The following is a 25,452-nucleotide window of genomic DNA, read 5'->3' as shown; positions in this document are numbered from 1 at the left end:
CGGCGGTGCGGCAAGGTTCTCCCGATGGCAAGGCTCCGACGTAGGAAGGGCCACAGCAGCCGATCGCCCCGGACCGTGTACGACGTGCACCGAAGTCCGCCGATCGCCGCACTCCGGCCAACACTCGGAAACCGTCGCCCTCGGCGGGTACCGTGCCCGCAGCGGCCGCATGCGCCGACTCGCCGCGAGCGTCAGCAGAGCCTGCCCTTATACCAGGCGTATTTGATTTCGTAGCTGTGGCCGAGATAGGTCGTGCCGGGCGCGACACACCAGTCGGACCCCGGCAGTCCGAGCCACCGTTCGACACGGATCACCACGAAGGTGTCAGCACAGTGGTTGTAGTAAGACTCCCCGGCTTCTTCGTAATAGCCACAGGCGAGCGCCGCCGTCCGGGTCGTGTTCCCGGTCGCCGCCCCCGCTGTGGTGCCGGCGTACGCCGGTGTCGTGGCCAGCGTCAGCGCGGCCAGCGTCCCGCCGATCGCCTTGAGGATCTGTGTGCGCAAGTCGCTTCACCCTCCCCGTGCAGTGATCTCGATGTCTCGACGATAGGAGCCCCGCCAGTCATCCACCATGCGCAACACTGCCAATAAGGGCGGGATATCCGACAAGTGCCCTACCGTCAGTTGATCTTTCTGTTCCTCCTCGAGGACCTTGATCTCGCACGAACCGATGCCTGGTCATGTGGTCTTCGACCGGCCCCGACACGCGTCTCACTCATCGCCCGCCTCCATCGGCGGTAGAACACCATCGTTTTCGCCAACAGTGTCCTCGGTGGGACGCCATCGGGCTCTGCGCAGGGTTCGCGAGGGTGGAAGGGGGAGTCCGCTACCCGCTGCTTTGTGTTCCGCGCGTTCCCACGCGCAGCCGTGCGCGGGCATGGCCGTCTCACGCGGCACCGCCGTGCGGTGGGCGCTAGGACCTGTTTTGTGGATCTTTACGCCTACTGTGATCGCCCAGACGGCGCCCCGCCGCGTTGTCGCCCCACCCCACGAAAACACTCCGCAAGCTCCGCGTTTGCCGCGGGGGCCCCGGGGAGATCTCGTCGCCCATAACTCCGTTACGAACTTCTCCCCAGCCAACGTCGCCGCGAGCCTGCGCCGGCTGCTGGCCGAAAGCGCACCCGGCGACCGCGACGCCGTACGGCTGCAGCAGATGCTCGCCGACGCCCCGCGCACGGTGATGCGCATGGAAGAGGTGTGCGAGGTAATCCTGCGGGAGCACAAGGTGGCCACCCTGGAAAGCCGCCAGCGCCGGCAGCGACGGGTCGCACACCCGCGGCCGCCGCCACGCACAGGCCCGGCGCACCGGAGGAGCAGGAGTTCGAGACGGAGCTCGAAGACGAGTCCGAAGCCGAAGTCGAGCTCCGGCGCTGGCCCCTCCCCCGCCTGGTCCAAGGCGGTAAAGGAACGTGGAACGCCTGCACGGGAAACGCTCGGACGACTATTGCCCACCTGCGCTCCACAGGCCGATCGCACGCGGTGTGAACGCACAACGCGGATCGACCATCCAACGAAGGAGAAGCGCCGTGCACGCGGAGCAGACCTGCGGGGAAGGGCAAGGCGAGTGACGTGGCCAAAGAGCACCCGGACGACGAGGCGATCGTTGGACGAGAACGTGAACAGGGCCGGCTGGCGGGCCTGCTGAACCTGGACGGCGGGCCCCAGGCGATGGTCGTGCTGGGGGCGGCCGGCGTCGGGAAAAGCGCGTTGCTGCGGGCGGTTCGTGATGACGCGGTACGGGCCGGTCGGCGGGTGTTGTACGCGGCCGGGGATCGGAGTGAGAGCGATCTGCCGTTCGCGGGCCTGCACCAGGTGCTGCATCCGGTGCTCGATGCCGCGCACGATCTCGGCGGCGGGACCGCGGCCGTGCTGGACGCCGCCTTTTCTTCCATCGCGCAGCCGGAGCCACCGCAGCGGTTCGCCGTGGCCATGGCGGTGCTGGACCTGTTGTCGGAGGTCGCCGCCGGAACGCCGCTGCTGGTGGTGGTGGATGACGCGCACTGGTTCGACCGGGCGTCGCTGGCGGTGCTGGGTTTCGTGGCTCGCCGTCTTGTGGGTGAGCCGATCGCCGTCGTGGGTGCGGCTCATGGTGAGGTGCCGCCGCCCGGGTGGGAGCGCGGGCTGGAGGTGGTCGAGGTTGGGCCGTTGGCGCCGCAGGCCGCGCAGCGGTTGCTGGCCCGTCAGCCGGGTGCCCCTGATCTGCATCTGCGTGAGCGCGTTCTGGCCGAGGCCGCGGGCAACCCGCTGGCCGTCATCGAGCTGGCCAAGGCCGCAGGGGCATCCTTCGATCCGGCATCATGGCCGGAGCAGAGGTTGACGTTGAGCGACCGGCTCGGTCGGTTATACGTCTCCCAGTTGGCCGCGCTGCCGCGCGAGACCATGTGGCTGCTGCTGCTGGCGGCACTGGCCGGCAATGTGAACGTCCAGACCCTCGTGGACGCCGGCAGCGGGCCCGGTGGTGGGCTCCGCAGTGAGTTCAGCCTGGAGGCCCTGCGGCCCGCCGAACAGCAGGGCCTGATCCGGGTGGAGAGCACCGGGGACGGGGCCAGGATCGTCTTCCGGCATCCGCTGGTGCGCTCGGCGGTCCGCCAAGCCGCCCCGTTCACCGACCGGCGGGCCGCGCACCTGGCGCTGGCCGCCGTCACCGCCGATCCCGACCGGCGCGTCTGGCACCGCGCGGCGGCGGCCGTCGCTCCCGATGAGGAACTGGCCGATGAGCTGCTGGCGACCGCTGAGCGCGCGCTGGCGCGCGGCGCCACAGTGGAGGCGCTCACCGCGATGGAACGCTCGGCGGGCAACACATCCGAGCCCGCGCTCAAGGCGCAGCGGTTGCTGCTCGCCGCCCAGCACGCGTGGCTGAGCGATCTGACCGAGCACATGCTGCATCTGGGCGGGCAGGCCGCCACGCTCAGTGACGACCCTGCGGTACAGGCGTCGGCGTCGCTGGTCACAGGCTGGGCGCTGTCGAACCAGGGACGCCAAGGCGCAGCCCTGGACATTCTGATCCCGTTGGCCCGCCAGCTGGCCGCTGCTGGTTCGGCGAACGAGAAATGGGCGGTCACCACGGTGGGCAGCGCTTTGGTGTTGTCGGGCGCGGCCGAACACCGCCGGCGGGCGCTGCGCCTGACCGCCGGCCTGCCCTCGCCGGCCGACCCCGCCGACGTGCAGGAGGTCTGGGCGCGGATTCTGCCCGATCCGCTCGCCCACCACGAGGAGATCGAGGCGGTGATCGCGCACACCGCCCGGCACTTCGACCGCGACCCGGTACGGCTGATGCTGGCCGGGACGCTCGCGCTGTTCACCGACCGGACCGATCAGGCGCTGCGCCTGGTCGCCGACCCACCCGCCTGGGCGGTGGGTGGCGGCACGCCGCGCCCCATCGGTAACGTCGTTCAGTACCACGCGTGCGCGTACCTGGACGCGGGCCTGTGGGATCAGGCCCAAGAAGCCGCCGACCTGGCGGCCGACCTGGCCGCCGAGCTGGACCGGGGGATGGGCCTCGCGCTGAGCCGCGTCCTGCAGGGCACCCTCGCTGCCCTGCGCGGGCGACCGGTGGCCCGCCGTCTGCTGACCGCCGTGCTGGAGGCGGGTTATGAGGAGGTCGGGGTACTGAGCGTGCGCGCGTACCGCGCGCTGGCCATGGTGGAGACCGATGCCGGTGATCCGGCCGCCGCCTATGAGCACCTGCGCAAGGTGTTCGGCGCCGACGGGGAGCCGGTCCACTTCCTGCTGTCGCCGTACGCGGTGGCCGACCTGGCCGCCGCCGCGGTACGCACCGGCCGAGAGGATCACCGCGAGCACGCGGCCGCCGCAGCCAAGACCGTGGCGGCCGTCGTGGACAACGGCGGCACACCCCGCCTGCGGATGCTCTCCTACCACGCGCGCGCCCTGCTGGCGGCGCCACCGCAGGCCGAGGAGCACTTCCGCAGCGCGCTGGAGGACCCGGGCTGCGAGCGGTGGCCGTTCGAGCGGGCCTTGGTCCGTCTGGACTACGGGCGGTGGCTGCGCCGCCGGTTCCGGCCCCTGCACGCCCGGCCGCATCTGGTCGCGGCGCTGGAGGTCTTCGAGCGGCTGTCGGCCGTACGGTGGGCCGAGCGGGCCCGCGACGAACTACGGGCGGCCGGAGTGCAGCGCGCCGACCCCGCCCCCTCCACGTTGGCGGAGCTGAGCGGTCAGGAGATGCGCATCGCCCGGTTGGCCGCCCAGGGACTGAGCAACCGCGAGATCGCCGAGCGCATGTTCCTGTCCCCGCGCACGGTCGGCGCCCACCTGTATCGCATCTTCCCCAAGCTGGGCATCACCTCCCGCGCCCAGATCCGCGACGTGCTGGACGATCCCGGTACCTGAAACGAGCCGACTCAACCCGACTTAATCGGCCGGATTAAGTCGACCGACAGAAGCATCGCCCCCGCGCCGGCTCCTACCGTGACAGTACTCGCCCGCTCTTCGAGCGAGGACAACCACGAGCGCCGCACGCAAAAGGTAGTAGACGTTTCCACTGCCTGAGCTCGCGAAAACAAAAGGAGAAATACATGAAAAAAATCACCAAGCAGGCGGTCCTGACGGCACTGACGGCCGTCATGGCGACGACCGCACTCGCCGTCACCGCACCGGCCGCACACGCGATCACTCCACTCGCCTGCGGCAACCGGACCGACCTGCTGAAGGTCACGTACCACGATCTGGACGGAGGCAAGCGTGACATATGTTTCGCGAACGCCGGAACTTACACTTTCTATAACTACGCGTGGCTCCACGAGATCAAGACGGGCAACAATCGTGTTCAGTGGTACGGGGACGGCAAGTGGCAGCCCGCCTACATAATCCCCAAGTGGACGACCTACAACTTCCCGAACCACCCCGGCGGGGTGAGGATCAACAAAATTTGGATCGAGTAAGCCATCGGCGATAGCGGCGGTGCCGATCTTTCGGCTCGTCCGCCTGCGATAGTGCGCCTCCTACCGAGCTCCGGCAAGGGGCCTGGCTTGATGTGGCCATTACGGCTACGTCTCAGCGGTCTTCATGAGAACGACAGGATCATCCGGCAGGCACGGCTATGGGTGCAAGTCCGAGGTCGGAGAGCAGGACCGCGCCACGGGCGGCGTGCTCGCCGCCCGTGAGTATCAGGCTTCGTGCCGACTGGTAGCGGCAACCGGCGGTCTCGAACGCGTCCGCTGTGGCGAGCACGCGTTTCCGGTCCTTGTCGAGCAGGGCCTCGGCTCGTTCCACGATGGCGGTGGCGACCGGATTGCCGCTCACGACGGTCCGGGCGTCGGCGAGGCGTTCGGCGGCGTTGGGGCTACCGGCGAGCACCGTGGCCTCGGCGCGCAGCGCTACGTACCAGTGAAGCCAGGTCCAGGTGATCCATCGCCAGACCTCTTCGGGATCGGGCGCCATCCGCTCCAGTGCCCGCGCCGCCTGGCCGTGGTGGAGCAGGAGGATCGCGTCGAAGACCGCGCCGTAGCCATGGGCGTGCTCAGACAAGGTTTCGGGCTGGTTCAGGACCTCCTGCCATTCGCGCTGGGCCTCGTCGTCGTGGCGCAGGCCGTGGACCATCATGACCCCTGCCGCCGCCGCGCCGAGGACCGGGGTGTCCCGGCTGCCGCTCCGCCGCCACGTGTCCAGGAACCGGACGCCGCCGGTGAGCACCTGGTCGACGTTGCCCGCCAGCGCGTCGGCCACCAACAGCAGGCTCGTCGCGCGATGCCCGACCTCGGCCAGCAGCGGATGATCGGCCAGCTGCCGGGCCCAGCGGCGGGCATCGGGCAGATCACCGATGCCGAGGGCCGCTTCGGCGGCCTCGGCGAGGGCGTCGATCAGTTCATGGGTGCCGGCCGGGGTGACCGGCGCGGCGGCCAGGAGCCCGGCCCGACGCCGGATCGTCTCGGCCGCGCCGAACGTGTCCCCGGCCCAACTCCGGACGGCGGCGAACGTGTCAAGCGCGGCGGATTCAGCGAGCGGATCATTGGTCCGTCGGGCGAGCTCCACTGCCCGCTCGGCCCGCCTGATCGTCTCCGGCAGCGCGTCGCCGCGCCCACCCCCACCGCTCTGGGCCGTCTCGAAGGCATCCAGGAGAGCCATCCCGGCCTCGGCCAAGGCCACCGCCGCCTGAGCGGACGGGGACTCCCCGGCCAGGCCGCGGGCTTCGGTGATCAGGCCGACGGCCTCCTCGCGGGGTGGGACGCGGACGAACTTGCTGGAAAAGCGGAACGCCGTCGTCGCGACGGTCGCCAGGCCGACGGCGGCACCCGCCGTGTCGCCCGCACGGCGGGCGGCGTCCGCGGCCTCGCGGTGCAGGCGATACATGTCGTCGCCGCGCATCCGGCAACCGGCGACGGCGGCGGCGTTTCGCAGCATCGACGCGGCGTCGGCCGGGTCCTTGGCGAGCGCGGCGGCCTGTTCGAAGCGGGCCTGGGACTCGCCGACCAGGTGGCGGGTGAAGGTCAGGTCCGCCAGCGAACGGGCGAGACGGTGGGCCTCCGCGCGGTGCTCCGGCAGATCGGCCGCCCACTTCAGCGCGGCGCGCAGGTCGTCGGCGACCGCGTCGAAGCGGGCCCGCCAGTCCGGGCCCACTGCCGCGAGGTCGGCGGCCCTGGCCAGGCACCAGCGCAGGTGCCGGGATCGGGTCTCGGCCAGCTCACCGGCCTCGGCGAGTTGCTCGGTCCCGTACTGCCGGATGGTCTCCAGCGCCCGGTAGCCGGTGCCGCCGGGCACGGGCGTCACCACCAGCAGGCTCTGCTCGGCGAGCCGGGCCAGCCCGTCGGCGACGATGCCTCCATCCACCCCGGCCACCTCCGCCGCCGCCGCGGCGGTGAACGGCGCCACGAACAATGACACCTGGCGCAGCAGCGCGCGGTCGGACGGTTCCAACAGGGTGTGACTCCAGTCCAGCGCGGCCCGTACCGAGCGGTGTCGGTCTTCGGCGCGGGAGCCGCCGGTCAGCATTCGAAGCGGGTGAGACAGGGCGGCGGTGAGGCCGTCCAGGCCGAGGGTGGGGCACCGGGCGGCGGCCAGCTCGATCGCCAGCGCCATCCCGTCCAGCCGGTCGCAGATCGCGGCTACCTGGGCGCGCAGCGACGGGTCCAGCGGCCAGCCGACCGCCGCCGCCCGTTCCGTGAACAGCGCGACCGCGTCCGACTCGCCGTCGCCCCCCAGCGACAGCGGCGGCACCTGGTAGATCCGCTCGAACGGCACCATCAGCCGGGCCCGGCTGGTCGCCAGCACCGCCAGCCGGGGGCATGCCGCCAGCAGCCGTTCCAGGAACAGCGCCACCCCGTCCCGTACCTGCTCGCAGTTGTCCAGCACCAGCAGCGCGTGCTGGTCGGCCAGCGCGGCGATCACCGACTCGGTCAGATCGCGGCCGGGCTCCTCGCCGAGGCCGAGCGCGCCAGCGACCGCGGCCGCGACCATGCCCGGGCCGGTGACCGGCACCAGGTCGACGAACCACACCCCATCGGCGTACGTTTCGGCCGCGTCCGCGGCCACCGTCAGTGCGAGCCGGGTCTTACCCACCCCACCGGGGCCGAGCGCGGTCACCTGCCGCCCGGTCTCGATCATCCTGGTCAGCTCGGCCCGCTCGCTCGCCCGGCCGACGAACGAGGTCAACGGCGCCGGCAGGACCGGCGCGGGGTGCGTCGTCCCGGTCGTCCCGGTCGTCCCGTCGGCCGCGATCGGCCTGGCCGCCCGGCCGGCGAGCGCCCGCCGGTCCGGCACCTCCAGCTTGCGCAGCAGCGAAGAGACGTGACTCTCCACAGTCCGCACCGAGATGAACAGCCGAGCCCCGATCTCGGCGTTGCTGAGATGATCGCCGATCAGCTCCAGGACCTCGGCTTCCCGAGGTGATACGTCCACCGTGGCCACCATCGTCCCATTCTGCCGTAAGTCCCCACGTGCCCCCTCCGGGCGAGCACGGGACTCGGCTCCGTGCTCGCGTTCCGTGGCCGGCTCCGTGTTCGCGTTCCGTGGCCGCCACGGATGTGGTCCGACCTGCCGAAAGGCGAAGCTGAGGGCACACGAACAACAGACCGATGAACATCGGACCGCGACCCCAGGAGTGACGATGAGCGACACCGCCCTGAGCATCAAGACCGTGCTGCACCCCGTGTCCGACCTGGCCAAGGCCAAGCAGGTCTACGCGGCCCTGCTCGGTGGCCCGCCGCAGACCGACAGCCCGTACTACGTCGGCTTCGACATCGGCGGCCAGCACATCGGACTGGTGCCGGACGGCGGGCCGCAGGGCATGACCTCGCCGGTGGCCTACTGGCACGTGCCGGACATCGAAGCCAAGCTCGCCGAGCTCACCGCGGCCGGTGCCGTGGTGAAGGAGGCCGCGCACGACGTCGGCGGCGGCCGGGTGGTCGCCACCGTCACCGACCCCGACGGCAACGTCCTGGGCCTGCTCCAGGGCCGCTGAACACCACACGCCCCAGCCTTGGCCAACCCCACCCGGAAAGGAACACCCATGACCGCGAATGCCAGCCCAGCGGCACGTCCAAGGAGCACAGCGATGACCGCCACCAAGACCTTCAACGGCCCCTCCAGCAAGGCCAGGACCACTGTGCTGACGCTGAACGGCGTGTTGTGGTCGTTTCAAGCGCTGTGGGGTTTCTTCTTCGCGGGCAGCGGCTTCGGCAAGGCCCTTTTGTATGACGATGCCCTCTACGCGGCCGCACCTCGGGCCGTAGCCTGGTATGCGGCCGTGCCGCAGCCGCTGATCGTCTTCATCGGAGTCGTTGAGGTGCTCGGCGGCCTCGGCCTCATCCTGCCTGCGATGACGGGCGTCAAGCCGAAGCTCACGCCGCTCGCCGCGGCCGGCCTGGCCCTGACGATGATCCTCGCGGCGGGATTCCATCTCATCCGCGGCGAGTACGGCCTCATACCCGCAAATCTCGTCCTGGGCGGTGTTGCAGCGTTCATCACGGTCGGACGATGGACCCTCAGGCCCACCCCTGCGGCGACTCTGACTACCCCCCGCCTCCTCAAGTCGCTTGCGGTCGTCGCCGTGATAGCCCTTCTGACGTTCGCCCCGACGTGGTACACGATGACCCACGCTCAATTTTGATCCGCCCGCGAAACCGACATGGCGCCCGGCCTCCCCGATCACCGGGCGCTCATGCACCCCTTCCCAGCGAGCTGCTGTCGACGACCCCGTAGCAGCCAGGTGCTGGAGCCTGCCCTGGGCCGATACGACCGGCGGGCGCACGGTGGGCCACCGCATCCGCCGGAGCCGTCGGAACGTCAGCCTCCACCGTGCGGGCCGAGGTCCGGGGGTGAGGAACGGCTGGGGGCATCTTCGGGAGCGGAGGGCCTGGTCGGCCGGTCTCCCCTCTGTCAATCTCGGCCGGTTCTGCGTCTGCGGTAGGCCCGCTGGCGACAGGAGGACGAGCAGTACGCCCGGGGGCGTCCGGCCGCGGGCCGGTCCACCGGCGTGCCGCACACAACACACACCCCAGTTTCGTCACTAGATTCGTAACGCTGTCGGATCAGTAGTTCAACGCCGTCCAGCAGTCGCGCGAGGCCGAACTCGAAGGGGTCCTCCGGCTGGTCGAAGCCGCCCCCCTCCCACAGGCGGGTGAGCGTGGGGTAGTCGTACAGCCGCTCGAACAGCGTGTCGCGGCTCCCCCACCACTCCTCCTCGCTGACGCCGCTGCGGCGCTCGGCCTCGGCCGCCTCCACCAGCAGCAGCGCCTCCGAGTCGACGAACCTGCCGACGAGGCCGGCCACGGCGATCACCTCGGCGGGGGCCAGGCCGGTGTCGGCGACCGCGCCCAGCATCCGCTCGTAGCACGCGACGATGTTGGGGCCGGGCACGTGGCGGCCGCCCCGCACCTCCGCCAGCCACGGATGGCGGCGCCGCAGTTCCCAGCCTTCCCTGGCGCACGCCTCCAGCCGTGCCCGCCAGCCGTCTCCCTCCGTCGCGGACCCGTCGGCCGCGGACCCGTCCGGCGCGGCCTCGGCGGCCGTCCTCTCGCCCGCCACCGTGTCGCACATGAGGTCGATGAGCTGCTCGCGGCCGGGCACGTGCCGGTAGAGCGACATGGTGGTGAAGCCAAGCCGCTCGGCCACCTTGCGCATCGACAGCCCGGCCAGGCCTTCGGAGTCGGCCAGTTCGACGCCCGTGCGCACGATCCGGTCGAGACTCAGCCCCGGTCTCGGCTCCGCGTCGTCCTCCCGCCACAGCAGCTCCACCGCGTGGTCCGGATCTCCCGCTCTGCCTCGCGCCATGCTCTCCTCCTTTGTTTATGGTATACACCCTGTGTACGCCATAAACATGACCAGAGGTGACGTATCCATGATCGAACTGTTCGTCGCCCCCGACGGGGACGACTCCGCGCCGGGCACGCGCGAGCACCCGTTCGCCACTGTCGGCCGCGCCCGGGACGCGGTCCGCTCCCTCACCGGCGAGATCGTCGTCCAGCTCAGAGCCGGCACGCACGTGCTGGCCGAACCCCTGGAACTCACCGAGGCCGACTCAGGCCGCGACGGCCACCGCGTCGCCTACCAGGCCCACGGGTACGGCACCGCCGGGCAGGAGGAGGTCGTCGTCAGCGGCGGGCGCCTCGTCACCGGCTGGCGGGAACAGGACGGCGTGTGGCTGGCCGACGTCGGCGACCTGGACACCCGTCAGCTGTACGTGGACGGCCGCCGGGCCGAACGGGCGGGCGTCGACGGCCTTCCCGGCCAGGTCACCATGACCGAGACCGGCTACACCACCGACAGCACGGCGCCGCTGGCCTGGCACAGCCCGAGCGACGTGGAGTTCGTCCACCGGGGCGTCTACCCGTGGACGGAGGCCCGCTGCGGTGTCGCCTCGGTCGCGGCCGGCGGCGACGGCGCCGTGATCGCCATGGTGCGGCCCGCGTTCGACCGCGCCCTCGAGCTGTACAACTCCACCTGGGAGGGCCAGAGCTCGCGGGGGCCCGGCCTGCCGACCCGGGTCGAGAACGACGCCGCCTTCCTCACCGAACCCGGCACGTTCGTCCTGGACCGCTCACGTCCCGGCCACCATGTCCTGCGCTACCTGCCCCGCCCCGGCGAGCACCCGGAACGCACGCGGGTGGTCGCACCGGTCCTGGAGACGCTGCTGCGCGCCACCGGCGTGCGCGACGTGACGTTGCGGGGGCTGACGTTCGCCGAGGCCACCTGGCTCCGGCCGAGCGGTCCCGAGGGGTTCCTGCACTACCACGGGAGCGGCTTCTACGTCGGCGGCCCGATCCACACGGTCTCGCTCGGCGAGGGCGTCGGTTCGGTCACGGTGCCCGCGGAGTCCGCCACGATCCCCGCCTGCGTGGCGCTGGAGGACGCCTCCGGCGTGCGGGTCGAAGGCTGCCGCTTCACCCGGCTGGGCGCCACCGGGCTCGGCGTGTCCGGCTGCGCGGACGTCACGGTGCGCGGGTGCGACTTCGACACGCTCTCGGCCGGAGCCCTCGTGGTGGACGGCGGGCGTTCCACCCTCGTGGAGGACAACCGGGTCCACCTCGTCGGCCTGGAGTTCTCCGGCTCGCCCGGCATCGCGCTGACCGGCACGACCGGGTGCACGGTCGCGCACAACCACGTCGCCGACGTGCCCCACTGCGGCATCGTCGCCGGGCCGGGGCGGGGCACCCGCATCCTGCGCAACCTCACGACGGGCACGATGCAGGTGCTGGCCGACGGCGGAGGCGTCTATCTGGCCGGCGTGCAGGGCGACTCCCACGACTCGGGCGCGGTCATCGGGGGCAACGTCATCGAGGACACGCGCACGCCGTACAACTTCGGCCTGTACACCGACTACGGCGCGGCGTGGGTGACGGTCGAGGAGAACGTGGTCGTCCGCGCCGACAGCACGGCCGTCCTGCACGTGTCGCCGCCGCTGGACAACGTCGTCTACCGGGGCAATTTCTGGGACGCCGATCCGATCGGCGCCGACGCGCCGCCCGCCGGCGTCGCCTACGAGGGCAACACCACGTTCACCGGCGAGTGCGAGCCCGCGGCCGCGGCCGCCCTGCGGGCCCGGGCCGGCCTTCTTCGCGAGGCCCCGGCCGCCGTGCCGTCCTGATCCGGCGCTTTCATGACTCCGGGGCGGGCGCGCCCGCCCCGGAGTCCTCCGCCTCGCGGTGCGCCCGCCCGGCTGATCCCCGCTACGGCGAAGATCCGGAAACAGAGTTCAGCGGCGGCCGTACAGGGCCATCCGGCTGATCATCGCGTCGGCGGCGAGGTGGTAGCAGACCGTCACGCAGCCCAGCACCTCCGTGGGCGTGGCGAAGGTGGCGGCGAGTGTCTTGTCGGCGATCCTGCGCACGCCCGGGATCTGCGCCCCCAGTTCGGCGGCGGGTGTGCTCGGCATGTCGATCTCGAGCTCGAGCACCTCGGGCAGCTGGAGCGGGGTCAGCTCCCCGGCTCCCCGTACGGTCTCCGCCGCCGCCTCCCGGATCAGCCGCCTGGCCTCGGTCGGCGAGAGGCTGTTCGCGGCGGTGTGCCCGTGCGCGACCTTGACGGCGACCGTGCGCACGCCGGGGAAGGCCTTCTCCGCGACGCCGCAGATGACGTCGTCACCGGTGAGCAGCCCCACCGGCACGCCGACGGAGGCGGCCTTCAGCGCGTTGACCTCGGCCTCCGACACCGGACTGCCGTTGAGCCGCACCTCGTAGAAGTGCGAGGAGTAGGTGTGGGCGAGCACGCCGGGCGAGCCTGCGGCGGCGTGGTAGCCGAGGAACATGGCCACGTCGTGCTCGGCCGAGACGCCCTCGGCCATGCAGTCCAGCTTGGGGGTGCCGAAGATCAGCCTGGCACGCGGATCGAGCTCCTCGTGCAGCAGGTTGTCCATGGTGCCGTGGCTGTCGTTGACCAGGACGCTGTCGGCTCCGGCCTCGAACGCGCCCTCGATGGCGGCGTTGGCCTCGGCGGTCATCAGCCGTTGCGAGCGCGGATAACCGTGGCCGCCGCGGACCACCTGGTCCATGGTGGCGATGCCCGTCACGCCCTCCATGTCAATGGAGATGTAGACCTGCACTGGCTGCTCCTTTCCTTCGTCGCCGTCACAGGGTGTCACCCCTGGGGGACGGCGGGCTTTGTCGTCGGGGCCAAATCCGGGTTCCCGCTTTGAGAGCCCCGCACAGTGGCGGGGATCACGAAGACGGCGGCGACGGCGAGCAGGCCGAGCACCGCGGAGAGCAGGTAGGTGTTGACGAAGCTGCTCTCCGAGGGGACCCCCGACACGGTGCCGGCCGCCAACACCATGCCGCCGAGCTGCGCCCCGAAGGAACCGCCGATGCTCTTGGCGACGAAGACCACGCCGCTGACCCCGGCCGCCCGGTCGGCGGGCACGTCGGCGGCCACGACGTTGAGCCCGGCGGTGAGGCCGATGGAGACGCCCAGCCCGCTGACCGCCACCCCGGCCACGATCTGCCACGGGGAGGAGTGCCAGAAGGCGAGCATGGCCGTGCCGGCCGACAGGAGCACGCTGCCGAGCAGCAGCACCGTGCGCCGCCCGAGCAGCCTGGTCATCGGGGCGACCAGCGGTGCGACCAGGGTGCCCGTGACACCCAGCGGAAACATGTAGATCCCGATCCACAGGGTGTCGGCGCCCAGGCCGTACCCGGTGTCGGCGGGCAGTGACAGCATCGTCGGCAGCGCGACCACCAGGCCGAAGGAGGCGAAGCCGAACACGAACCCCATCGCGGTCGCCCCGGCCGGGGAACGCCCGGCCAGCAACCGCAGGTCCACGAGCGGGTCGTCGCTGCGGAGCTCGACGATCGCCCACAGGCCCAGCATCAGCGCCGCGAACGCGAACAGGGTGAGGGTGGCGGAGTCCGTCCAGCCCAGGCCCGAGGAGACGGTCAGGCCCAGCATGAGCAGGGCGAGCCCGGCGCCGAGCAGCAGCCCGCCGATCCAGTCGACGCGCCCGGAGGCCGCACGGGGGGTGGCGGGCACCGAGTACCAGGCCCACAGGGCGGTCAGCAGCGTGCAGGCCAGGGCCAGGAAGAACAGCCACCGGTAGCTGAACAACGAGGTGAGCGGCCCGGCGAGGATGAGTCCGAGGGTGCTGGACAGGGCGGCGGCGCCGATGATCAGGCCGTTGCCGGTGGCGCTCCGCTCGGGGGCGAGGGTGTCGCGGAACAGCCCGACGGTGAGCGGCAGCACGCCCAGCCAGACGCCCTGCACCGTCTGGCCGATGATCAGCACGAGCGCGTTGGGCGCCAGGCCGGAGATGAGGGCTCCGGTGCCGGTGATCGCCATCAGGGTGAACAACAGGGTGCGCTTGTTGTACATGTCGGCCAGACGGCCGAAGACCGGGGTGCTGATCGCCGAGCTGATCAGGCCGCCCGTGAAGATCCACGCGATCCCGCCGGGTGGGACGGCGTACTCCTGCTGGATGAGCGGGAGCGCCGGCGCCATCATTGTCTCCAGCAGCGTGAAGATGCCGATGAACAACACCGGCGCGCCGATGATGCCGAAAGCGGATCTGGACATGGTTCTGCCTTTCGGGTGGGGGGTGGTGTACGGCCGCGTGTTCCCCCGAACCCGCGGCTTGGTCAGGCCGGGCCGAGCACCCTGGGGGTGATCAGGGCGAGCGCGGCGTCGACGAAGTGTTCCTCGGAGCTGCCGTGGACGCCCAGCACGACGGCCAGCGCGAGCCCGGACAGCAGGGCCTTGAGCGGGCGGGCCAGGCGCACGGCCTGTTCGCGCGTGACGGGCATGCCTGCGTGGTCCCGGCCGGCGAGGCGCCCGGCCAACTGGGTCTCCCAGGCGTTGATCCCCGTGTTGAGCTTGGCCAGTAACTCGGCGTCGTTCAGCACGAGCTCCATCACCCGGACCTCGAACAGCAGCAGCGTGGCGGCCTCCGGGTCGGCCGACATCCGCCAGTACTGCCGGGCGATGGCGTCGACGACCTCCTCCAGCGGCCGGCCCGGCAGGATCTCCTCGACGGGCTGGAGGTCGAGCGGGCCGGCATAGTCGTCGATCATCGCGACCATCAGCCCGCTCTTGCCTCCGAACAGCGAGTAGACGGCCCCCGTCGTCAGCCCGGCCAGCTCGGCGATGTCCTCCAGTCTCGCCTGCGCTCCTTCCTTTCCGACGAGCTCGCGTGCCGCGTCGAGCAGCGCGCGCTTGTTGGCAGCCTTGCTCTCCGCCCTGGTCAGCCGCATGACGTCGGAGCCTTCCGTTCGAGGGTTGCCAGAACCATAATCTGAATTATTAGAATAATCCAGATTACTAGTTCTGAAAATGGAGGCCACGATGGACGTCGACCAGCACATGAGCCGGGTGCCCGACTACACCGCGTTCCCGACCGTGGACCAGATGCACGCTGAGCTCGACGAAATCGCCGCCGCTCACCCCGACCTGGTACGGCTGCGCCGCATCGGCACCTCGCGCCTGGGTGAGCCGCTGCGCGTGGCGACCGTCGGCTCCGGCCCCCACGACGCCGTGATCATCGGCGGGCCGCACCCCAACGAGCCCATCGGCTCACTCACCGTCAGCAGCCTGCTGCGCCAGCTCGTCGAGGACGCCTCGCTGCGCGAGGACTTCGGCTACCGCTGGCATCTCATCCCGTGCGTCGACCCCGACGGGGCCCGGCTCAACGAGGGCTGGTACGCACGGCCGAGCGACCGCCGCGCCTACGCCGAGCACTTCTACCGTCCCGCCGAGACCGACCAGGTCGAATGGACCTTCCCGCTGACCGGCGAGGACTACTTCTTCGACCGCACGCTGCCCGAGACCGAGGCGCTGATGCGGCTGATGGACGAGGTCAAGCCCACCTTCGTCTACTCACTGCACAACGGCGAGCTTCAAGGCGCGTTCTACTACCTCAGCAAGGACGAGCCCGCGCTCGCGGAGCGCCTGGCCGCCATCGCGACCGCCCAGGGCCTGCCGCTGCACATGGGGCCGCCGGAGGTGCCGAGCGCGGTCCAGATCGGCCCCGCCGCCTACCGGAGCCCGAGAGGCGCCGACATAGCGGCGACCTACGAGATCGGCGGCGGGAGCGTCGACTACGCCGAACGGTTCGACGCCCTGCACCTGGTGACCGAGCTGCCCTACTGGGCCGACCCCCGCGTCGCCGACGAGACCCCCACCGACCAGCAGTACGGCGAGACGATCCAGGCCAACCTCGCCGCGCAGCGCGCCCTGATCGCCGAGCTGACGCGGTCCATGGCGGCGGTCAGGGCCGACCTGACCGTGCACTCGCCGTTCCGTCGCGCCGTGCAGGACTTCCTCGACAACCACGACGGCTTCATCTCCGAATGGGAGTCCTTCCCCGGCACGGACCGGCCCGCCACGGTGGCCGAGGCGGTCGGCAACCAGCAGATGGTGCACACCATGCGGCTGAGGTACGGCGGGATGTACCTGCGCCTGCTGGACGCCGAGCTCGCCGCGGGAAACCTGACCCCGGCCATCCGGGCCGAGCACACCCGCGTGAAGGCGCTCTTCGACGCCTGGTTCGCCGAGGCCGAAGCCGACGCGACGGCCACCCCGATCCCGGTCCGCACACTGGTCGCCGTACAGCTCGGAGCGGCTCTGCTCGCGGCGGAGTCGGCGAAACGTTCTCTGAGCTGAGCGACGTCGTGTCAGGCCCCGGCCGCACCGGGCAGGGGGCCTGACACACGGCGCCCGCGCTCATCCGTCCAGCGCGTCGTGCCGCGCCGCGGAAGCGCCGGCGGTCAGGGAGCCGGGATCCACTCGGTCGCGGTGGTGAGCGCCTCCAGGAGGGACGGTTCGGGCGTGATGCCGATGCCGGGCCCCTCCGGTACGGACATCTCCCCGTCGACCAGCGTGAACGGCGCGGTGATGTCGCGCTCGTAGTAACGCCTGGTGGCCGAGATGTCGCCGGGCAGAGTGAAGCCGGGCAGTGCGGCGAGCGCCAGGTTGGCGGCCCTGCCGAGGCCGGTCTCCAGCATGCCGCCGCACCACACGGGCAGGCCGTGGGCCTGGGCGACGTCGTGGATGCGGCGCGACTCGAGGTAGCCGCCGACCCGGCCCGGCTTGATGTTGATGATCGAACAGGCCTCCTGCCGGATCGCGGCGACCGCGTCGTGAGCCGAGGTGATGCTCTCGTCCAGGCAGATCGGGGTGCTCATCCTGGCCGCGAGGCGGGCGTGGGCGTGCAGGTCGCCGGGGGCGAAGGGCTGTTCGATCATCGCGAGACCGTAGGCGTCGAGCTTGGTCAGATAGGGGATGTCGCCAGGCTTGTAGGCGGTGTTGGCGTCGACGGTGAGCATCACGTCCGCGCCGAACGTCTCGCGGACCCTCCTGACGGGTTCGAGGTCCCAGCCGGGCTCGATCTTCAGCTTTATTCTGACGTACCCGTCCGCCAGGCTTTTGTCGACGGTGCCGAGCAGTTCGTCGACGGTGTCCTTGATGCCGATGGAGACGCCGACGGAGAGGCTGCGCCGTACCGCGCCCAGGTAGGCGGCCAGGGACATGTCGCGGGCCCGCAGCCAGGCGTCCAGCACGGCCGTCTCGACGGCGGACTTGGCCATCGGGTGGGCGCGCAGGTGGCGGAAGGCGGGGGCGACGGCAGCCGGGTCCAGCTCGAGGGGGAAGAGCGCGGGCAGCAGGAAACGGCGGATCACGTCGGCGGCGCCCTCGAGATACTCAGGGCAGTAGGTCGGCTCGTCCTCGGCGACGCACTCCGCCCATCCCTCTCCCTCGTCGGTCACCACCCGCACGAGCAGCGCCTCACGCACCGTCTGGGTGCCCAGCGACGTGCGGAAGGGGGTGACGAGCGGGAGTTCGACCTTGCGCAGTTCCGCGCCTTTGAGCCTCATGCCTTGCCTCCTCGTGCCAGCAGGTACCACCCGGAGCGGGTGAAGCCGGTGATCCGGTAGCCGTCGGCCAGCGCGCCGCCCAGCGCGCCGCCGAGCGCCGCCCGCCAGTGCCTGGCGGCGCCGGGGTCGTCCTCGCGCAGCCTCTCGACGTCGGGCGGGGTCGCGCAGCGCAACGACGGCGCGCCCTCGCCGTCCCGCACGGCTCCCGTCTCCTCCAGGATCGGCGCGGCGGCCGCGAGCGCCTCGGGTTCCGGGACCGGGACGGGGCCGGGGGCCGGGGTGACGGGCCAGGTGACGAACAGCCGGTCGGAGACGTCGCCGTCGTTGATGCCGTCGCTCATCGGGCCGTAGAAGTCGGGCAGGTACTCGACGACCGTCGCGCCGAGCCTGCTCAAGTTGAAGTAGGCGTTGCGGCGGACGAGCGGGTCGAAGGTCCAGGAGATGGCGTCAAGGCCGCGTTCCGCAGCCCAGGCGCGCTGGTGCTCCTTGAGCGCCAGGCCGACGCCCCGGCCCTGCGCCTCGGGGGCGACCCCGGCGACATGGGAGTGCAGGGTCCTCCCCGAGGCGAGGAAGCCGACGGAGACCGCGACCAGCTCGCCCTCCAGGAAGGCGCCGCCGACATAGCCGCCGGTGTGGGCCAGCGCGCACATCACGTCCACGCCCAGGGGCGGGTCGTCGCCCGGCCTGGTCCCCCAGATCCGGCGCAGCAGCCGGTCCGCGCGTTGGAGATCGGAGGTGCCGCGCAGCGAGAGAAGACGTACCCCGGTCTGAGCCGAGGCGAGAAGTTCGACCATGCCCCACAGCATCGCGCCGGGGCGCGGCCGTCGCGTTGGCCCGGACGCCGAACTTCACCTGTCCGCTTTTGTGGCGCCGCTCAGCGGACGCCGCCCTCACCCGTCCGGCTTCGCGGCGCCGCTCAGACGCAGCTGAAGCGCCAGCACCAGGCGGGTGTCCGGGTCGTCCAGGTCGATCAGCTCGCCGATCTTGCGCAGTCGGTAGCGCAGTGTGTTGGGATGCAGGGAGAGCGTGTCGGCCGCCCTGGGCACGTCGTAGTGCGCCGCCACCCAGACGCACAGGCTGCGCACGTAGTGGGTGCCGTGCCTGGCGTCGTGCGCGGCGACCACTCCCAGCGGCTCGCCGTACAGGGAGGGCCTGGCCCGCACCGCGGCGTCGACGTCCATCAGGAACAGCGCGGCAGACAGCTCCTCGTGGTGACCGACCTCGGCCTGGGCGTACGGCCCGCACAGCGCGCGCAGGGCCTCCTCGGCCTGGCGGGCGCTGGCGGGGGCCAGCTCGACCGAGGGGACGACCCGGCCGATGCCCGCGCGCCACTGCCCGCCGAGCCGGTCGGGGATCCGGGCCAGGACCCCTGCGGTGATCCTGCGCAGCAGCGGTGTCACCGAGTCCGCGGCGACGATCGCGTAGGCGCGGCCGTCGACCGCCCCGGACGCCGCGCGCATCCGGTAGGCGGCATAGGCGGTGCGCAGCAGGTCACCGGTGTGGGTCGCGGCGAAGGCGTCAGCCGTACGGCTGTGCGGCCCGACCGTGACCACGACGACCGGCTCCTCGGGGAGCAGGCCGAAGGAGGTGGCCAGCTCCCTGACCGGGCCGACGCCGCGCAGCAGCCCGCCCAGGCACTCGTCGCGGCGGCGGCGTGCCTCGTCGGCGGCCAGGTTGATCCTGGCCAGGTGGGGCGCGGCGGCGCGGGCCGCCTCGGCGAGCACCTCCTCGGCGTCGGCGGCGAGCGGCTTCTCCGCCTTGAGCACCCAGATCGTGCCGAGCGCCTCGCCGCGCGCGCGGATGGCGATGCCCAGCCGAGGACAGTACTCCCGCGGCTCGTAGCTCCACACGGCGTCCTCGGCGCGCAGCACCGCCGCGTACTCCTCGGCGTTGGTCGGATGCTCGGGCACCCTGCGCCCCAGGATGCCCTCCCTGCGCAGGTCGTCGATCCGCTGCCCCTCGACCGTCGAGTAGGCCAGCACCCGCATGGCCAGATCCTCGATCGCCACGGCCCCGCCGACCCGGACCGCCACCTGGTTGGCCAGCGCGAACAGGTCGGCCGCCCGGACGTCGCCCAGCTCCTCGACGGGGGCGACCACCGCCAGCAGGGTGTCGATGAGCGTGTAGAGCTGCCCCCAGGACAGGTCGGGGGTGGCTGCCAGCAGCGCCGTGCCGGCGGCGTCGGCCGCCTCGGCCAGCGTCTCCGGGTCGCTCGTGCCCGGTTTGACCACCACGACCGCGACTCCCGCCTCGCCCGCGCGGGCCAGCACCTCGGCGGACGGACGCCCCGTCGCCAGCAGCACCGCGCCCTCGAGACCCGTCATGGCCTCCTCGGGGTCGTAGATGACCGGTGTGCCGATCAACGGCTCCCTGCCGCCCGGCAGGGCCAGCGGCCGCACCATTTCGGGGCCGAGGCTGTCCAGCAGCACCCCGAGCGTGACCCGGCCCCGCGCCGTCACGGAGCACCCCTGCGCAGGACGGCGCCGTGCCTGCCTCCGGTGAACTCGCCCTCGGCGATCACCTCGTGCCCGGCGAGGAACACGTGCCGCATCCCGGCCGGACGCGTGTCGGGAACCTCGTAGGTGGCGTCGTGGCCGACGGCCTCGGGGTCGAAGACGCAGACGTCGGCCACGGCGCCCGGCCCGAGCCAGCCCCGGTCGGCCAGCCCGAACTGGGCGGCGACGGCCGAGCCGAGCTTGCGGATCGCCTCCGGCATCGCGACGATCCCCCGCTCCCTGACGTAGGTCCCGAGGAAGGTGGGGAAGGTGCCGAACGTGCGCGGATGGTTGGGCCCGACCGGAACTCCGCTGTCGGAGCCGATGGAGACCAGCGGGTCCGCCATGATCGCGGTCACGTCGTCGTCGTGCATGGTGTGGAAGACCCCGGTGGCGTGCGGATCCCGCCGCAGCAGGTCGCACAGTGCCTCCCACGGGTCACCCGGCAGGTCCGCCAGCCGCCTCCCGGCGACGGCGGGGTCGGCGTGGGTGAGGATCTGCACGTCGCCCGGATGCAGCTCGCGCCAGAAGCCGACCCCGGTGCCGGTCGCCGGGTCCTCGGCCAGCTCACGGAGCGAGGCCCGCGCGGCCGGGTCGGCGAGCCTGGCCAGCAGCGCCTCCTCGCCGCCCTCGCAGGCGACCGGCGGCAGCACCGCGACCAGGAGAGAGCAGAAGGCCCGGTAGGGGTAGAGGTCCGCGCGCACGTCCAGGCCCGCCCTGCGGGCGTCGGCCAGTTTGGCCAGCAGCATGGCCGACGCGCCGTGCACGGCCCGCCCCGACGCCTTGCAGTGCGAGACCTGCAGCCGCACCCCTGCCCGGGCGGCGATGGCGACCGCCTCGTCGAGCGCGTCGGCCAGGCCCTCGCTCTCGCTGCGCATGTGCGTGGCGTAGGGCAGGTTCCACCGCCTGGCGACCCGCGCCAGCGCGACCAGCTCGTCGATGTCCGCGTAGGCCCCCGGGACGTACTCAAGACCGCTGGACAGGCCGACGGCGCCCGCCTCGAAGGACTCGGCGGCCAGCGCGCACATGCGCTCAAGCTCCTCGCCGGTCAGCTTCGCCGCCATCCCGCCCGCCGCCAGCCGCAGCGTGTTGTGCCCGACCATGACGGCCAGGTTGTTGCTCGGCCCGGCCGCCTGCGCGGCGTCGAGGTAGTCGCCGAAGGCGGTGAAGGTCTCGGTGGCCAGCTCGGCGGGCATGAAACCGGCGCTCTCGGGGGCGATCGGGCCACAGGAGAAGCCGCAGTTGCCGACGATCTCGGTGGTGACGCCCTGATGGAGCTTGAACGGCTGCGGTTCCGCGAGGAAGGGCACGGTGTCGGAGTGGCTGTGCGGGTCGACGAACCCTGGCGCCACGATCAGTCCGGAGACGTCGATCACCCGTCTGGCGGGCCCGAGGTCGCGTCCGACGGCGATGACCCGCCCTCCGGAGATCGCGACGTCGGCACTTCTCGCGGGGCTGCCGAACCCGTCGTGGACCGTTCCGTTACTGAGCAGCAGGTCGTGCATGAGGTGAAGCTTTCCTTCCGCGACACTCCGGCCACTAATGACCAAAGTATGAAAATGGCACTAAAGGTGTGATTTATCCAGGTGTTGCGCTAAAGATCTCCGTGCTGTTGGCGAGCATGCTCATGGCGTCGGGGGGACCGAGGCGAGGAGCCTGCGGGTGTAGTCGTGCGCCGGGGCGTCCAGGATCCGGGCGGTCTCCCCCTCCTCGACCACATCCCCCCTGAACAGCACCACGGTCCTGTCGGTGATCTGCCTGACCACGGCCAGGTCGTGGGTGATGAACAGCAGGCTGGTGCCCAGCTCGCGGCCGATCGTGCGCAGCAGCTCCAGCACGTGGGCCTGGACCGAGACGTCCAGCGAGGCGACGGGCTCGTCGCAGATCAGCAGGGCGGGCCGTACGGCCAGCGCCCTGGCGATGGCGACGCGCTGCCGCTGGCCACCGGACAACGCGCGGGGACGGCGGGCGGCGTAGGAGGCGGGCAGCCCGACCAGGTCCAGCAGCTCGGCCACGGAGAGCCGCCCCTCCGGCGTCCCCTGCGCGGCGGCCTCGGCGAGCGTCGAGCCGACGGTCAGCGAGGGGTTGAGCGAGGTCGTGGGATCCTGGAAGACGCACTGCACCAGCCGGTGCGCCTGTCCGCCGCCCCGGGCGCGCCGGGTCAGGTCGAGCCCGGCCAGCTCGATACGGCCCTCGTCCGGGGTGACCAGGCCCAGGACACAGCGGGCCAGCGTGGTCTTGCCCGAGCCGGACTCCCCGACGACGCCGACGCTCTCGCCTCTGCCGACGCGCAGGGAGACCCCGCCGAGGGCGACGTGCCCGCCGTACCGCTTGCGCAGCCCCTCGATCCGCAGCAGCGTCTCATCCGCCGACGCCTCGCGAGGCGTGACGGCCCGCGGCTCGGCGCGCGGACGGGGACGCACCTCGTACAGGCAGGCGGTGTGCCGGTCGGGGGCGATCTCGCGCAGCGGCGGACGCTCCTGCGTGCACTCGGAGTCCGCCTGGCCGCAGCGGGCGGCGAAGGCGCACGTCCCGGTGACGTCCCCGGCGGCGGGCACGCCGCCCGGGATGCCCTCAAGCCTGGACAACGTCACGGTGGCCGAGGGCAGAGCGGCCAGCAGCCCGGCCGTGTAGGGATGGGCGGGGACCTTCGCCATGTCGAAGCCGGGCCCGCTCTCGACGAGCCGGCCCGCGTACATGACCGCGACCCGGTCGCACAGCTCGAAGGCGACCCGGAGGTCATGGGTGATCAGCAGCACGCCCATCCCGCGCGCCCGCTGGACGTTGCGCAGCAGCATGAGGATCTCGTGCTGCGTGGTCGCGTCCAGCGCGGTGGTCGGCTCGTCGGCGATGAGCAGCTCGGGGTCGCGGGCGAGGGCCGCGGCGAGCGCGACCCGCTGGCGCATCCCCCCGGAGAGCTGGAAGGGGTAGCGGTCGGCTACCGAGGGGTCGTCGATCCCCACCTCGGCGAGCCGCCGGAGCACCTCGGCCCGCCGGGTCGCGCGGGTCCACCGTGTGGGAGCCGCACCGGAGCCCTGAGGGAGGGCCGGGGACGCGCCGGGGTCCGCCGGCACTGTCCCGAACGGGGACGCGCCGGGGTCCGTCGGCGGGAACGGCGACGGGGGACGGGGGCTCCGGGGCAGGGACTCGGCGATGTGGACGCCCGCCGTGCACAACGGATTGAGCATGGCGAAGGGATCCTGCATGAGGAGGGCGACGCGGGCGCCGCGCACCGACCGCAGCACGCGTTCGCGGGCGCCGAGGAGTTCGAGGCCGGACAGGGTGACGGAGCCGGTCGCGGTCAGGCCCTTGGGGAGCAGGCCCGCGACGGCGCGGGCGGTCAGCGACTTGCCGCTGCCCGACTCGCCGACCAGCCCGACGGTCTCCCCCGCCGAGACGGCCAGGTCGACGCCGTCGACGATCAGGTGGCGGCCGGTGACGGTCAGGCCGGTGACGTCCAGGAGGGTCATCGGGAGCCTCCCTTGGAAAGGGTGTCGAACAACCGGTCGCCCAGCAGGGTGGCCGAGCTGGCGATCAGGGTGAGCAGGACGACAGGGGCGACGGCCGCCCAGGGGTTGAGGTCGAGCAGGTCCCGGTTCTCCTCGACCATCAGGCCCCAGTCCGGGGTGCCCGCGGGCAGGCCGAGCCCCAGGAAGGAGAGCCCGGCCAGGGAGACCATGGCGACGACGAAGCTGAGCAGGGCGCCCGCGACGACGGTGGGGGCGATGTTGGGCAGCAGGTGCCGGAACATGATCCGGGACGGGCGCAGGCCCAGGGTCTTGGCCGCCTCGGCGTAGGCCAGCTCGCGCTGGGCCATGGTCAGGCTGCGGATCACCCGGATGTCGCCGGGGGTGAGCAGCACGGCCATGGCCAGCACGGCCCAGCCGTACCCGCCGCCGAGCACGCCGATCACCACGATCAGCACCAGCATGCCGGGCATCGCGAAGGCCAGGTCGACGGCACGCATCATGAGCGCGTCGACCCAGCCGAGCCGGTATCCGGCGAGCAGGCCGAGCGAGGTGCTCAGCACGGTTGTGCCGAGCGCGACGAGGACGGGCCACAGCATCGCGGACCCGGCCCCCGCGAGGAGCCGGGAGAACACGTCCCGGCCCAGGTCGTCGGTGCCCAGCCAGTGGGCCGCGCTCGGGCCGACCGCGCCGAGCGCGAGGTCCTGCGCCGCCGGGTCGTAGGGGGCGAGGTGGGAGCCGCCGACGGCGACGAGGGCCGCGAGGGCGAGCACGGTGACCAGGACGCCCTTCACGAGGCCACCGCGCCGTGCCGCACCCGGGGGTCGACCACGAGGTAGGCCAGGTCGATGAGCAGGTTGACCGCGACCACGATCGCGCCGCCGAACAGGACCAGCGCCTGCACGACGGGGATGTCCTTCTGCCCGACGGCGCCGATGAGCAGCGCGCCGAGCCCGTGCAGGCCGAACGCCTGCTCGACGAAGAGCGCGCCCGTCAGGTTCGCGGCCAGCAGCAGACCGCCGACGGTCAGCACGGGCAGGGCCGCGTTGCGCAGCGCGTAGCCGATCCAGATGCGGCGACGTGGCAGGCCACGCGCCTTGGCGAAGGTCAGGAAGTCCTGCCCGGCCAGGTCGAGTGCCGCCGCGCGCATCTGCCGCACCACCATCGCCGCCTGCGCCGCCGCCAGCGCGATCGCGGGCAGCGTCAGGTGGCTGATCCGTTCCATCGGCGTCTCGCCCGCGCCGAAGACGGGGAACCAGCCGAGGGTGACCGCGAAGCCGTACAGCAGCAGGATGCTCAGCGCGAACGGCGGGACGGCCAGCAGGACCAGCGAGGTCAGCGTGATCCCCTGGTCCAGGGTGCCGCCCCGGCCCATCGCGGCGACCAGGCCCACCGGGACGCCGACGGCGACGGTGATCAGCAGGGCGTATCCGGCCAGGCCCGCGGTGACCGGCAGCCGGTCGGCGATGACGTCGACGACCGGCTCCCTGGAGTAGATGGAGATGCCGAAGTCACCGCGCACGGCGTCGCCGAGCCAGCGGGCGTAACGCAGCGGGAAGGGGTCGTCGAGGTGGTACTCGGCCCGGATCGCGGCTCTGGTCTCGGCCGTCGAGGGGCGGTTGCCGAGCAGTACCTGTTCCGGGCCGCCCGGCGAGGCGACGAGCAGGCCGTAGGTGAGCACCGACAGCACGCCGAGCAGCACCAGCGCGGCGGCCAGGCGGCGGGAGATGAGGGTCAGGATCGCCAT

19 protein-coding genes are annotated in these 25,452 nt (G+C 71.9%); 6 read left to right on the top strand and 13 right to left on the bottom strand.

The genetic code is table 11. The annotated features are described in order from the left end of the window. Positions 1–191: 191 nt before the first annotated feature. Positions 192–503 carry a DUF6355 family natural product biosynthesis protein gene (locus tag PKF00_RS13575; RefSeq protein WP_271217814.1) on the bottom strand — a complete coding sequence of 104 codons (312 nt, stop codon included), beginning with the start codon at positions 501–503 and terminating at the stop codon, positions 192–194. Between the two features lie 1,065 nt (positions 504–1,568). Here PKF00_RS13575 and PKF00_RS13570 point away from each other — a divergent pair. Both PKF00_RS13570 and PKF00_RS13565 read left to right on the top strand, forming a co-directional pair. After that, complete coding sequence (locus tag PKF00_RS13570) at positions 1,569–4,346, top strand: ATP-binding protein (protein ID WP_271217813.1); 2,778 nt, start codon at positions 1,569–1,571, stop codon at positions 4,344–4,346. 185 nt (positions 4,347–4,531) lie between these two features. Then, positions 4,532–4,897 (top strand): beta/gamma crystallin domain-containing protein, encoded by a 366-nt coding sequence (locus tag PKF00_RS13565; RefSeq protein ID WP_271217812.1) that lies wholly within the window; start codon positions 4,532–4,534, stop codon positions 4,895–4,897. A 139-nt stretch (positions 4,898–5,036) separates the two neighbouring features. Here PKF00_RS13565 and PKF00_RS13560 read toward each other — a convergent pair whose 3' ends face one another. Beyond that, positions 5,037–7,850 carry a LuxR C-terminal-related transcriptional regulator gene (locus tag PKF00_RS13560; RefSeq protein WP_271217811.1) on the bottom strand — a complete coding sequence of 938 codons (2,814 nt, stop codon included), beginning with the start codon at positions 7,848–7,850 and terminating at the stop codon, positions 5,037–5,039. Between the two features lie 208 nt (positions 7,851–8,058). Between PKF00_RS13560 and PKF00_RS13555 the strand changes: the two genes are divergently transcribed. Then, positions 8,059–8,412 carry a VOC family protein gene (locus PKF00_RS13555; RefSeq protein WP_271217810.1) on the top strand — a complete coding sequence of 118 codons (354 nt, stop codon included), beginning with the start codon at positions 8,059–8,061 and terminating at the stop codon, positions 8,410–8,412. A 93-nt stretch (positions 8,413–8,505) separates the two neighbouring features. Continuing rightward, complete coding sequence (locus PKF00_RS13550; RefSeq protein ID WP_271217809.1) at positions 8,506–9,060, top strand: DoxX family protein; 555 nt, start codon at positions 8,506–8,508, stop codon at positions 9,058–9,060. 269 nt (positions 9,061–9,329) lie between these two features. Here PKF00_RS13550 and PKF00_RS13545 read toward each other — a convergent pair whose 3' ends face one another. Next, on the bottom strand, positions 9,330–10,223 hold the full coding sequence (locus PKF00_RS13545; protein WP_271217808.1) for a TetR/AcrR family transcriptional regulator: 894 nt from the start codon (positions 10,221–10,223) through the stop codon (positions 9,330–9,332). 67 nt (positions 10,224–10,290) lie between these two features. Between PKF00_RS13545 and PKF00_RS13540 the strand changes: the two genes are divergently transcribed. Then, positions 10,291–12,036 (top strand): right-handed parallel beta-helix repeat-containing protein, encoded by a 1,746-nt coding sequence (locus PKF00_RS13540; protein ID WP_271217807.1) that lies wholly within the window; start codon positions 10,291–10,293, stop codon positions 12,034–12,036. Positions 12,037–12,144: 108 nt separating this feature from the next. Here PKF00_RS13540 and PKF00_RS13535 read toward each other — a convergent pair whose 3' ends face one another. From PKF00_RS13535 to PKF00_RS13525, 3 genes are all read right to left on the bottom strand, one after another. Then, positions 12,145–12,990: a M55 family metallopeptidase gene (locus PKF00_RS13535; protein WP_271217806.1), complete on the bottom strand. Its 846-nt coding sequence runs from the start codon at positions 12,988–12,990 to the stop codon at positions 12,145–12,147. A gap of 35 nt (positions 12,991–13,025) precedes the next feature. Next, positions 13,026–14,450, bottom strand: a complete 1,425-nt coding sequence (locus PKF00_RS13530) for an MFS transporter (RefSeq protein WP_271217805.1) — start codon at positions 14,448–14,450, stop codon at positions 13,026–13,028. A 62-nt stretch (positions 14,451–14,512) separates the two neighbouring features. Then, positions 14,513–15,124: a TetR/AcrR family transcriptional regulator gene (locus tag PKF00_RS13525; protein ID WP_271217804.1), complete on the bottom strand. Its 612-nt coding sequence runs from the start codon at positions 15,122–15,124 to the stop codon at positions 14,513–14,515. A gap of 91 nt (positions 15,125–15,215) precedes the next feature. Between PKF00_RS13525 and PKF00_RS13520 the strand changes: the two genes are divergently transcribed. Continuing rightward, a complete protein-coding gene (locus PKF00_RS13520) occupies positions 15,216–16,532 on the top strand; it encodes a M14 family zinc carboxypeptidase (RefSeq protein WP_271217803.1) in 1,317 nt (438 codons plus the stop codon). Between the two features lie 104 nt (positions 16,533–16,636). Here PKF00_RS13520 and menC read toward each other — a convergent pair whose 3' ends face one another. The 7 genes from menC to PKF00_RS13485 all read right to left on the bottom strand — a co-directional run bounded on the left by menC (position 16,637) and on the right by PKF00_RS13485 (position 25,452). Then, positions 16,637–17,743 carry an o-succinylbenzoate synthase gene (gene menC, locus PKF00_RS13515; RefSeq protein ID WP_271217802.1) on the bottom strand — a complete coding sequence of 369 codons (1,107 nt, stop codon included), beginning with the start codon at positions 17,741–17,743 and terminating at the stop codon, positions 16,637–16,639. Beyond that, entirely contained in the window at positions 17,740–18,537 is a 798-nt protein-coding gene (locus PKF00_RS13510) for a GNAT family N-acetyltransferase (RefSeq protein ID WP_271217801.1), read from the bottom strand. The genes menC and PKF00_RS13510 overlap by 4 nt, the downstream gene beginning before the upstream one ends. Positions 18,538–18,633: 96 nt before the next feature. Next, positions 18,634–20,202: a PucR family transcriptional regulator gene (locus PKF00_RS13505; protein ID WP_271217800.1), complete on the bottom strand. Its 1,569-nt coding sequence runs from the start codon at positions 20,200–20,202 to the stop codon at positions 18,634–18,636. Beyond that, positions 20,199–21,743 (bottom strand): N-acyl-D-amino-acid deacylase family protein, encoded by a 1,545-nt coding sequence (locus tag PKF00_RS13500; RefSeq protein ID WP_271217799.1) that lies wholly within the window; start codon positions 21,741–21,743, stop codon positions 20,199–20,201. The genes PKF00_RS13505 and PKF00_RS13500 overlap by 4 nt, the downstream gene beginning before the upstream one ends. Positions 21,744–21,863: 120 nt before the next feature. Continuing rightward, the gene (locus PKF00_RS13495) at positions 21,864–23,708 is read right to left on the bottom strand and encodes an oligopeptide/dipeptide ABC transporter ATP-binding protein (protein WP_271217798.1); all 1,845 of its coding nucleotides are present in this window, start codon (positions 23,706–23,708) and stop codon (positions 21,864–21,866) included. Next, positions 23,705–24,499: an ABC transporter permease gene (locus PKF00_RS13490; RefSeq protein ID WP_271217797.1), complete on the bottom strand. Its 795-nt coding sequence runs from the start codon at positions 24,497–24,499 to the stop codon at positions 23,705–23,707. The genes PKF00_RS13495 and PKF00_RS13490 overlap by 4 nt, the downstream gene beginning before the upstream one ends. Next, on the bottom strand, positions 24,496–25,452 hold the full coding sequence (locus PKF00_RS13485) for an ABC transporter permease (protein WP_271217796.1): 957 nt from the start codon (positions 25,450–25,452) through the stop codon (positions 24,496–24,498). Before PKF00_RS13485 ends, PKF00_RS13490 begins: the two co-directional genes overlap by 4 nt.

The sequence above is a fragment of the Streptosporangium carneum genome (assembly GCF_027922005.1).
Lineage (GTDB): Bacteria > Actinomycetota > Actinomycetes > Streptosporangiales > Streptosporangiaceae > Streptosporangium > Streptosporangium carneum.
Note: the sequence above shows the minus strand (reverse complement) of the source record. Positions and strands in the feature narration are given on the sequence as shown.